An 8,349-nucleotide genomic window follows, 5' to 3' on the forward strand; every position below is an offset into this window, starting at 1 on the left:
GCGGCAAGTAACAATCCTGCGCAGCTGGCAGACCGTACTTACGCGTTTGACGCGTGCGCGAGGAACATAGGGCTTTGCCCGCATAAGCAAAACCACCCGCTTGGCGGGTGGATGCTTATTTTTATGCGCTTTTTCAGTAGGGGCAGGGGAACGCGGAGAATACCGCGTGTCCGTTCACTGTGGTGAACGGGTAGCTGTATGTCTCGGTTCCTGGGACGGGGACGAAGTTGCCCGCGGCATCGTTCCACGCCCTGCGGGTGATCGTCTGAATGAGCTCGCCGCTATCGCCGTTCCACGCGACCAGATAGCTCGCACCGTCGATGGTGATGTCGTAGCCGCGGTCGGCGCAGAGCACATAGAGCGCATCGTTGAGCTCGGTAAGGCTGCTGCCGGAGAGCCATTCGTCGGCAAGCTCCTCGCTGACGTGCTCGCACAGCAGCGCACGCAGCGCATCGAGCGTATTGATCTCGCCGAGAGAGACGCGGTTGAAGGATTGACCGTTCGCCATGACGGCGGGCGCGTTTGCGTCGATCGGCGGCGTGGTCTGGTAGAACCACGACCAGAGCGTTTGTGTGGTGTTGTAGTCGGCGAGGATGATCTCGTCCCGCGGCACATCGAGCAGTGACTGCGTGTGCGCGTCGAGCGCGTTGTAGAAGTGGCTGTAGGGGATCTCGAAGGTCTGCGGCCCCGAGGCGTAGGGCCCGAGGACATAGGCGTCGAAGTTGACGGTCATGCCGCTGCCGCTGAAATAAAAGTGCGCGTTGGAGGAGAGGTCATAAACGTAGGAGTAGAAATCATCGTAGAGGTAATCGTCCAGTCCCTCTTCGTAGATCCTGTTCACGATCTCCGAGGCGAGCGTATCGACCAGCGTTTTGCCGAGTGTACTGTCGGTGGAGGACTGCGCGTTGAGCGCGTCGAGCGTCAGAAATTCGCCGGTGGTGAGATCGAAGCTCCAGGTGAGGGTGGAGGTGTTCGGATGCGCGCCGCCGTAGAAGGCGTAGGCATTGGCAAGCACGCTGATGAGCCCGTCGGTCTGGTAGACGACCTCGCCGAGCAGTTCATCCTCGTAGTAGATGTACTCAAAGGACATGGAGTCACTGCCGTAATGGTCGCGCGCCTCCTGAGCCAGCTCCGACTCGTTGGAGAGCACCGCGGCGTAGCAGCGCTCCATCTCGGCGTTGAAGGCGTCGCGCACGGCAACCGCCGCGCTCTGTGTGGCTGCGGCGCCGGGTTCATAGAGCGCGCCGTCGGCGGTGCGAAGCTCAAGCTGAGGCAGCTCATAATTTGTGTGCAGCAGGAGCGTGCCGTCGTCGGCAGTGTAGGTCGATTCATGGGTGAGCGGCGTGCCGACGGCGAAGGTCAGCTCCGGCGTCTCCGGCTGGGAGGGCTTTGGAGCATCGGGACCGGTCGGATCGCCGTTGCCGCCGCAGGCGGTCAGCGACTGCGCCAGCGAGAGCGCGAGCAGGGTGGAAAGCAGTTTTCTCATGCGGTGTCTCCTTTCTGAAAGAGGGGGGAGGTCACAGAATGACCGGGTCGGTCGTCCATGCGCTGCCGGGCCTCGCCGCGGCGAGGTCGGGATAGGCGAGGACGTATTGCTCCTCGGCGCGGGCGGTCAGGGCAAAGAGCCGCTGCGCGCCCGCGTCGAGCCGCCGAACCTGTGCGCTTTTTGTGAGGATCGGCGCGGCGGCGGTCGTTTTCATGCATCGGAGCAGCTCGCGCCCGCGCGCATTGCACGCCAGCACGCGCAGGTAGGGCACGCGCTGCGGGATATCCTCCGGCGTGACGCCGAGGTAAGCGGCGAGCAGCAGCCGCCGCAGCCGCGCGTAGGCGTAGCGCTTGGACTTCGCCGCGGCAAGGATGCCGTCGATCGTCGTCTCGCGCTGCACGGCGTCGTAGAAGCGGTGGTAAAGTCCCTCGCCGCCGCCGTCGAAGGGGGCGAGGTCCTCCTCGCGCATCGCACGCAGACGAGCGAGGATCGCACGCTCGGCGTTTGCCATCGTTACCGGCGCGCGGCCCGCCGCGCATTCGCACGCGCAGATCGCCGCGCTCTCCGGCGTGAGAAATTCGTCGGCGCTCCCGCCGTTTATGAGCAGCTCGCGGATGCGGCTCGCGGAGGCGAAGCCCTCCGCCGCGCCGCCGTCGTGTCCGACGCCCCTTCGCGGCAGCGCCAGCGGCATCAGCGCGGCGGCCTGCCGCGCGATGGCCTTGCAGTATTCCACGCCCAGAATGTCGTTCGGCTGTGCGAGGACGGCGGCCTTCTCGCCGAGCAGCTTGCGTGCGGCGGCTTCGCGCGCTGCGGCGAAGGAGACGCCCTCCTGTAAGCCCTGACGCAGATACGCGGCAAAGGACTCCGATTCGAGCGCCGCCGCCACGGCTTTCAGTGTTTCCGTGTCGCCGCACTCGCTGCCGAAGACCAGCGTGTCCACCGCGCCGGTCTCCGCCAGCACGCCCACGCCGCCCGCGGCGAAGCCCTCGGCGGACGCGATCGCCCACGGCAGCGGCAGCTCGAGCACGAGGTCGGCGCCGCCGCGCACGGCGGCCTCCGCGCGTGCGTGCGTCCGCATGACGGCAAAATCGCCCCGCTGGACGAAGCTGCCGCTCATGGCGCAGACGACGGCGGTCTCCGCGCCGAGACGGCGGCGCAGCTCGCCGATCTGCCAGGCGTGGCCGCGATGGAATGGATTATACTCACTTATGATACCAGCAGTCCGCATAAAAATCATCTCAAAATGGTTACAATTTTGGCTCCTGCAAAAAAATTTATGGTTGTCATCACGGAAATTTTTGCTATAATAAAAGGCGTATGTATTGGTCCGTCGGACAAATTCCCGCAATTCCCATCTCTATCTTACCTGAAATTGGGGCACATTGCAAGACGCCGCCCCCTGGAAAACGGAGGAAACAACATGAATGTTCTGGTCATCAACGCAGGAAGCTCTTCCCTGAAGTATCAGCTTCTCAATCCCGCCACCGGCGCGCTGCTCGCCAAGGGCCTTTGCGAGCGCATCGGCATCGACGGCAAGTTCACCTACAAGCCCCAGCTCGAGGGCAAGGAGGCCATCAAGGCCGCTGACGTCGCCATGCCCACCCACAACGAAGCCATCGCCGCCGTCCTCAACGCCCTCGTGGACGAGAAGAACGGCGTCATCGGCTCCATGAAGGAGATCGACGCGGTCGGTCACCGCGTGGTCCACGGCGGCGAGAAGTTTGCCAAGTCCGTCGTCATCACCGACGAGGTCATGGCCGCCATCGAGGAGTGCAATCCCCTCGCGCCTCTGCACAACCCCGCCAACATCATCGGCATCAAGGCCTGCCAGCAACTCATGCCCGGCGTGCCCATGGTCGCCGTGTTCGACACCGCCTTCCATCAGACGATGCCGCCCGTGGCCTACACCTATGCCATTCCCTATGAGTATTACGAGAACGACAAGGTTCGCCGCTACGGCTTCCACGGCACCAGCCACAAGTATGTGGCCTCCCGCGCCGCCGATATGCTCGGCAAGCCCATCGAGAGCCTGAAGCTCATCTCCTGCCACCTCGGCAACGGCTCCTCCGTCACCGCTGTGGACGGCGGCAAGAGCGTGGAGACCTCCATGGGCTTCACGCCCCTCGCCGGCCTGCCCATGGGCACCCGCGCGGGCGACATCGACGCCGGCATTCTGGAGTACCTGATGAACAAGTACGGCTACTCCATCGGTGAGATGCTGAACATCCTCAACAAGAAGTCCGGCATGGAGGGCATCTCCGGCGTTTCCTCCGACTTCCGCGATCTGGAGGAGGGCGCTGAGAAGGGCAACGAGCGCTGCGCGCTCGCCCGCGAGAAGTTCGCCTACGAGGTCAAGAAGCTCATCGGCGCGTATGCCGCCGTCATGGGCGGCGTGGACGCCATCATCTTCACCGCCGGTGTCGGCGAGAACGACGCGCTCGAGCGTATGCAGATCGCGTCCGGCCTGGAGTACATGGGCGTGAAGATGGACGAGGACGCCAACAACGTCCGCGGCGAGGAGCGCGTGATCTCCGCCACGGATTCCAAGGTCAAGGTCCTGCTCATCCCCACCAACGAAGAGCTGATGATCGCCATGGATACCGCCTCCCTCGTCGGCTGAGGCAAAAAGCAAGCGGAATAAAAGGAAGCAGATGCAAAGCATCTGCTTCCTTTTTGCGTTATTCCGCAGCCTCCGGCCGCGGCTTATCCCACGGGAGAGGGAGCCTCTGCACAAGCCCGATGAGCTGGCCCGAAATGAGCACGGTCAGCAGCGAGTAGCCGATGCGCCGCAATGGGATATAGGTCAGCGACAGGCCGAGCACCACCAGATCGGTGGAGAGATAGGCCCATTGGATGCCCATGCCCGTGACGTGCGCGATACACATGGCGAGCGCGTCGTCGCCGCCGGAGGCGCCGCCCGCGCGCACGGAAAGTCCCGCGCCGACGCCGACGAACAGCGCGCCGACCACGGCGGCGAGCAGCGGCATTTCGGCCAGCTGCGGCCAGAGCGGCGGGAACAGCTCGTAGAGCTTGTAGGGCAGCGAGAAGCCCACGGTCGCGATGAGCGAGTAGGCAATGAAGCTGCGGCCCAGCAGCCGCCAGCCCCAGCCGTAGCACAGCAGGTTCAGCACAAAACCGGAGACGGCGGGGGAGAGGGAGAACCAATGGTCGAGCAGCAGCGTCGCGCCGAGCACGCCGCCCTCGGTGATGCCGGAGACGGAGTGGACGTGGTAGAGACCGAACGCCAGGAACGCGCTGGAGAAAAACGCCATGCAGCAGCGCCAGCGCTCCAGGCCGCGCACGGTGGCGCGGCACTCGTTCCAAAGGCCGCGCAGGGAGGGGGAAGACAAGCTAAAACCTCGCGATCTGTTGTGGATTTGGCGGCTCAGGCGGTTGTTTCACGCACAAAGCCCTCGGGGTAAACGGTGAAGTCGTACACCGTGCCGTCCTCGGGGACGGCGAGCGAGCCGTCCCGCAGGCTGAGGAAGGGCTGGTAGATGACGGCTGTGCCGTCCGCGGCGGTGACGGTGACCTGCGTGTTCGGCATGATGTCGCTCTCGTTGGCGATGAGATACACCGGCGCAGCGCCGCTGCCGTGATAGAGAAGCTCGCCGGCCTCGGGCAGCTCCGCGCCCTCGGTGAGCCAGCCGTATTCGTTCACGGCGACGTCCGCATTTTCATCGGCGGGGACGATGCAGTAGATGTCCCAGCCGCCGGGGGCGACGACCTGCTCCGCGGGGATCTCCCGCAGGAAGGGATAGGCGGTGAGACAGTCCGCACCCTCGAGCAGGGCGGTCAGGTCGGTATCCGTCTCGCCGTTGGTCGAGCCGAGGTAGGCGCAGCCGAGCACTGCGCCTGCGGCACGGATGGTCTCGCGCAGGTCGGCGAGCGACTGCTCCGCCACGCTCGGCGCGGGAGAGTCGGGGGTATCGGGCTGCTCGACCGGCGGCTGCACGGAGGGGTCCTCCGCCGACTTTTTCCCGCCGCAGGCGGTGAGGGTGAGCAGCAGCAGCGCGCTGAGCAGCGCGCAAAGGATTCGTTTCATGGGAGATGTTTTCCTTTCGGGGATTCAGAATTTTCCGCCGGAGTGCGAGAAGCCGCCGGAGTTGACGGTCGTGCCGCCGGAGAAGCTGGGGCCGCTGTCGTGGTCGTCGGACTCCGTCTTGATGGGCGTGCGCACCTCGGTGGTGTGGGTGAAGCGGTCCTCGCGCGCGGTGATCTCGGCGCCGCCGGAGACGGTGTAGCGCGCGGCCTCGGTCGCGCGGCGCACGCTCTTGAGCTGACGCTTATAGATCGCGCAGACGATGAACGCCACGATCAGGCCGAGGGGCAGACCGAACCGGAAGGCCATGAGGGCGGCAAAGAAAAGCTTATCCCCAAAGCTCAGCGGTTCATATTCCTCCTCGGTTTCGTCGGACGGCTCCACGTCGATGGGGGCGCCGTTGGCGTTGGCCTCGAGGTAGCGGCCGCACGCGGCGATGTAGTCCGCGAAGCCGCCGTACCAGTCGTCCTCACGGAAATTGTCGAGGAACTCGTCCTGCATGATGTACTTGCCGTAGTCGGTGAAGGCGGCGTTGGCGGTGTCGCCGTGGGCGAGCATCTGGAAATCGCGCTCGGCCATGCTCAGCGCGAGCATGATGCCGTTGCTGTCGTAGGAGGCGGCAAGCCCGAGCGCATCCCATGCGTATTCGGTGAAGGCGGCCATGCCGGTCTCACCGGTCTCCGTGACCGCGTCGGGGTCGATGTAGTCCGCCATGTCGTCGACGGTCACGACGTACACGCCGCAGCCGTACTGCTCGCTCACCGCCGCAGCCGCCTCGTTGAGCGCGGCGCATTCGTCCGTGGAGAGAATGTCGGCGTCGTCGTAAACATAGCCGTCCGCATCCGCCGCGGCGGACACGCTCAGCGACAGCGCGAGGACGAGGGCGAAGAGCAGGGAAGCATATTTCTTCATCATCATGCCACCTCCTTACAGGCTCAGGAGAAGTCCGGCAGCCATCACGCCCAGCATACAAAGACCGGTGATGGCGGCGAAATGCTTCCAGTACAGTCCCTTGTCGAGCGGCAGGTCGCCGACGAGCTTGCCGGTCTGGCCGTTCATGGCGAAGAGAAAGCTCTTGCCGTTCCACTTCGTGCTCAGCAGCCACACGGGCATGAGCGCATAGTGGACCTTGCCGCGGTGGAGCGTGACGTTTCGGCTTTCGACCATGCAGGAGGTGTAGTCGCCGCGGGCGTCCTGCTCCATCAGCTCCACGGCGCTCGTTTCGCAGCGGCTGTCCGCGCGTTCGGCGCAGTCCTGCACGGAAACGTCGTACTTGTCGGCGAGGAAGCCGGGCAGATACGCCGTGGAAAAGGGCTTGAGCTCCTTGTAGTCGAAGGGCTCGATGGCGTCCATGTGGTCGTCAGGCATCTTGCTCGAGGCGTCCACCGGCACGCGCTCGAACCGCACCGTGCCCGCGCGGCGCACATCGTAATGGTTCGTGACGGTCACGTTTTCACGGGCGGTAGAGTAGCCGCTCACCTTGGTGCCGTGGCAGCGGACGTCGACCTCCGCGCTGCCGTCGTAGAGCCAGAAGGGGACGTAGACGCCCTTGACCTCCTCGATGTGGTTCTCATTGGAGAACGCCTTCGGCAGCAGCTTCTTGCCGCCGTAGTGCTTTTTGAGCGCCGCGACTGCGGCGGCCTTATCCAGCTTGAAGGGCAGCACATAGTCGGGCTTGAGCGCGCCGCTGAACTGCCCGGGCACGATGGTGTTGTTGCCGCAGTAGGGGCAGGAGGTCGCGCTGGTCGTCTCGTCGCAGATCAGCTCCGCGCCGCAGCTCTGGCAGGAATAGACGCGCAGCTTTTCCGCGTCCGCGCCCCAGTCGCTGCCGGAGGCGGCGGTCCATTCGCCGTCCGCCGCGGCCTGCTCCTCCGCCTGACGGAACGCGCCGGCGGCCTGCGCGTCCTTCTCGGCGTAGAGCTTTTCGATCTCCGCGACCTCGTAGCTCGAGCCGCAGAAGTCGCATTGGAGCTTGCCGGTCGCGCTGTCGAAGCGCAGCGGGCCGGTGCAGGCGGGACACTTGTAATTGGTCACCTGATTTGCCATGCTTTTTTCTCCTTTTTCAGACTTGTCATAAGGTCGGCAGGAGCCTGCCGCGCAGCGCGGCAGGCCCGATCATACCGTGTTATCGTTTGTGGATCGCTCAGGCTCTGGGCTTGCCGCAGTTGGAGCAGAATTTGCCGCTGTTCTTCGTGCCGCACGTGCAGCTCCACTCGCCCGCGGGCGCGGGCTTGCCGCAATTTGAGCAGAACTTACCCGTGTTCCTTGCGCCGCATTCGCAGGTCCATTCATTCGCCGGAGCGGGGGCGGGCTTGCCGCAGTTCGCGCAGAACTTGCCCGTGTTGCCCGTCTGTCCGCAGGAGCAGGTCCAGCCTGCCGCGGCGGGAGCCGCGGGAGCCGCCTGCTGCATCTGCGCGCCCTGCTGGTAAAGGCCCGCCATCTGGTTCCCGGTCATGCCGCCTGCCATGCCCATGCCCATGAATGCGCCGACCGCGCCGTTCGGATTGCCCGCCGCCGTCTTCATCGCGTCGCCGGTCGCGCTCGCAAGGTGCGCCGCCGCGCGGGTCGGATCCATAAACGCCGCGTTGCGCTGCATCTCCTTGATCATCTTCTCGTCTTCCTCGTTCGCCGTGACGGAGGAAACGCCGAAGGAGACGACCTCGATGCCGCGCAGGTCGCGCCACTTGGCGCTCAGCGCCTCGTTGAGCGCGTCCGCCAGCTCGACCGTGTGGCCGGGCAGCGCGGAGTAGCGGATGCCCATTTCGCTGATCTTCGCGAACGCGGGCTGGAGCGCGGTGAGCAGCTCGGTCTTGAGCTGGCT

General features: G+C 64.9%; 7 protein-coding genes and 1 pseudogene. 1 reads left to right on the forward strand and 7 read right to left on the reverse strand.

The window, feature by feature from the left end:
* Positions 1-133: 133 nt before the first annotated feature.
* Complete coding sequence (locus KQI17_RS12935; RefSeq protein WP_216496620.1) at positions 134-1,486, reverse strand: DUF3298 and DUF4163 domain-containing protein; 1,353 nt, start codon at positions 1,484-1,486, stop codon at positions 134-136.
* Between the two features lie 31 nt (positions 1,487-1,517).
* Positions 1,518-2,714: a nucleotidyltransferase family protein gene (locus KQI17_RS12940; RefSeq protein ID WP_216496621.1), complete on the reverse strand. Its 1,197-nt coding sequence runs from the start codon at positions 2,712-2,714 to the stop codon at positions 1,518-1,520.
* A 192-nt stretch (positions 2,715-2,906) separates the two neighbouring features.
* Between KQI17_RS12940 and KQI17_RS12945 the strand changes: the two genes are divergently transcribed.
* Entirely contained in the window at positions 2,907-4,106 is a 1,200-nt protein-coding gene (locus KQI17_RS12945) for an acetate/propionate family kinase (RefSeq protein ID WP_216496622.1), read from the forward strand.
* Positions 4,107-4,164: 58 nt separating this feature from the next.
* Here KQI17_RS12945 and KQI17_RS12950 read toward each other — a convergent pair whose 3' ends face one another.
* The 5 genes and pseudogenes from KQI17_RS12950 to KQI17_RS12970 all read right to left on the reverse strand — a co-directional run.
* Entirely contained in the window at positions 4,165-4,836 is a 672-nt protein-coding gene (locus tag KQI17_RS12950) for a YitT family protein (protein ID WP_371822000.1), read from the reverse strand.
* Between the two features lie 35 nt (positions 4,837-4,871).
* Positions 4,872-5,531: a hypothetical protein gene (locus KQI17_RS12955; RefSeq protein WP_216496623.1), complete on the reverse strand. Its 660-nt coding sequence runs from the start codon at positions 5,529-5,531 to the stop codon at positions 4,872-4,874.
* Positions 5,532-5,555: 24 nt separating this feature from the next.
* The gene (locus KQI17_RS12960; RefSeq protein WP_216496624.1) at positions 5,556-6,443 is read right to left on the reverse strand and encodes a YgcG family protein; all 888 of its coding nucleotides are present in this window, start codon (positions 6,441-6,443) and stop codon (positions 5,556-5,558) included.
* A 12-nt stretch (positions 6,444-6,455) separates the two neighbouring features.
* Positions 6,456-7,574 carry a Trm112 family protein gene (locus KQI17_RS12965; protein ID WP_216496625.1) on the reverse strand — a complete coding sequence of 373 codons (1,119 nt, stop codon included), beginning with the start codon at positions 7,572-7,574 and terminating at the stop codon, positions 6,456-6,458.
* Between the two features lie 97 nt (positions 7,575-7,671).
* Positions 7,672-8,349: pseudogene (locus KQI17_RS12970) on the reverse strand (SPFH domain-containing protein); the annotation flags it as partial.

The organism is Oscillibacter sp. MSJ-31, from assembly GCF_018918025.1.
Lineage (GTDB): Bacteria > Bacillota > Clostridia > Oscillospirales > Oscillospiraceae > Hominicoprocola.

What these genes read in the sequence shown, in the direction of transcription:
- KQI17_RS12935 (WP_216496620.1), bottom strand. Translation starts at nt 1,486, where the DNA reads ATGAGAAAACTGCTTTCCACCCTGCTCGCGCTCTCGCTGGCGCAGTCG.
- KQI17_RS12940 (WP_216496621.1), bottom strand. Translation starts at nt 2,714, where the DNA reads ATGCGGACTGCTGGTATCATAAGTGAGTATAATCCATTCCATCGCGGC.
- KQI17_RS12945 (WP_216496622.1), top strand. Translation starts at nt 2,907, where the DNA reads ATGAATGTTCTGGTCATCAACGCAGGAAGCTCTTCCCTGAAGTATCAG.
- KQI17_RS12955 (WP_216496623.1), bottom strand. Translation starts at nt 5,531, where the DNA reads ATGAAACGAATCCTTTGCGCGCTGCTCAGCGCGCTGCTGCTGCTCACC.
- KQI17_RS12960 (WP_216496624.1), bottom strand. Translation starts at nt 6,443, where the DNA reads ATGATGAAGAAATATGCTTCCCTGCTCTTCGCCCTCGTCCTCGCGCTG.
- KQI17_RS12965 (WP_216496625.1), bottom strand. Translation starts at nt 7,574, where the DNA reads ATGGCAAATCAGGTGACCAATTACAAGTGTCCCGCCTGCACCGGCCCG.